Raw genomic sequence first — 1676 nt, forward strand, 5'->3', positions numbered from 1 at the left:
TGAATTTAGTAGGGTGTGTTAGGGAAGGCATCGCCCTCATTTTTCGCCTCGTAGCCAGTGTTGGGATAGCCCGTCCGATTGTAACGGGCAAGATGCCCATTCCACCCACCGAGTCAAACTGCACTTGTGATCTCTTTGCAGTCTACCACTGAGATACTTTGGTTTGGGTTGTTTTGTGACCTTCGCTGGTGCAGAAACTGGAATCGAGTACTCAATGCGATTAGCCCGAAGGGCTACGCTACGCGATTGGCCGTAGGCCACGCTAAAAGCGATCGCATCCCAAAGGGAGTGACAAGCCGCCTTTTTACCCTTGTTATCACCCCCTCAGGTCTTAATCCCTACTCCCATTAACTGAGGAGCTTTGTAGCTCACCCCATTGAAAACACTATAGAATACCGATTTTAAGGACAATATCAAAAACAAGCCGATGTCAAGAAATCGTCTAATTCATAGAAATCTGTGTTTTCTAAGTCTTTAGGATGGATGACTAAAGTTAGTTTCCTGGTGACAAACTCCTTCTTAGAAGCCACTACGAATGAAAGAATAATTAACTTAGCTAATGCCATTCGAGGTAAGTTAGTACGAGCTAAGTCTGCTCCAATAACAGGTATAGCAACGTCGATACCATGACCCTTCCGGCGAACTTCTTCCCAAAGACAGCTCAAAGAATTCCAAATGTAGTCAGCATTTGACTGGACTTTCAGGTCATTGCCCATATAGCCGTAAGCTGTCCAGAAATAGCGTTTGTCAGGGGAACCCAATGCTATAGTTGTGCCTATGGGATAGCGCCAAGACTTTCCCTTCTTTTTGTTAGGTTCTTTTGTACGTTGAGCTTTGTAGTGCTCCAAGACTGCTTCAATCTCTGCGTCTAATTTAGTCAGGTCATTGCCATAAATGCCGGTAAGAAACTGTCCTTGTACACTAGAAGGTTTGATGACTTCTCCGAGTTCCGTATCGAAAACATCGTTAGCTCCTATGACTAAATGCCCAGACTGATTAAAAAGATTGCCAATTTTAATTTCTAAAACTGAGTCGGGAGAAGACAACGCTTTACACACTGAAGTACGGGGAAAACGCTGAATAACTGCTATGGCCAGGGAGACTACTACTAGTACCAAGTAGCCAATCCAACCAAAATTCAGACTCTCTGGAAAAAAAAGTGCTGCTGGTTCGATGGACAGCCATAAAAGACCAAATATACTGATAAAAGAGCTTCCTATGCGTTTAAGCCCAACCTGAGTCAAGAGTTTGAGATAGAGCATCAATTCTTCAAGATGTTTATTCCAGTCTGTGTAGAAATTCTACTATACCCACCCTTCAGGTAAATCTTGGGGTATAGACACTTTCAGGGCAGCTTCAAAAGCCTTATTCGCAAGCTCTATAGTAATTTTGTTAAACCACAGAGACAAATCTTGACAAAAGCTGTCTCGAAAATTTGCTGGTTGTTTGTAATTTTTAGTTAATGCCTTGCGCTGAACTCTCTTCTTGAAAGCCAGTACTTTTTTTCGCTGTTCCAACTCTTGCTTTGTCTTTAAATTGGCGACTGCATCTCGTAAATATAACCAAATATTTAGCTTTTTATTATTTTTCAGCGCTTTAACTGCTCGGTCAAACTCTTCAACTGTTCCAGAATATGCGCGGGGGGTTTTAGTCCCAATGAGATCGGAAGAGCGTAA

3 protein-coding genes are annotated in these 1676 nt (G+C 42.6%); 1 reads left to right on the top strand and 2 read right to left on the bottom strand.

Annotation, left to right across the window (positions count from 1 at the left end):
* The first annotated feature begins 135 nt into the window (after positions 1-135).
* Positions 136-351, top strand: coding sequence for a hypothetical protein (locus tag F6K49_RS46600; RefSeq protein WP_293109262.1), 216 nt, complete (start codon positions 136-138; stop codon positions 349-351).
* Between the two features lie 62 nt (positions 352-413).
* On the opposite strand, the gene F6K49_RS46605 is transcribed toward F6K49_RS46600, so the two are convergent.
* Positions 414-1262: a macro domain-containing protein gene (locus F6K49_RS46605; protein ID WP_293109264.1), complete on the bottom strand. Its 849-nt coding sequence runs from the start codon at positions 1260-1262 to the stop codon at positions 414-416.
* A gap of 42 nt (positions 1263-1304) precedes the next feature.
* On the bottom strand, positions 1305-1676 hold a 372-nt coding region (locus tag F6K49_RS46610; RefSeq protein WP_293109266.1), incomplete at its 5' end, for a hypothetical protein.

Source organism: Moorena sp. SIO3I6, assembly GCF_010672095.1.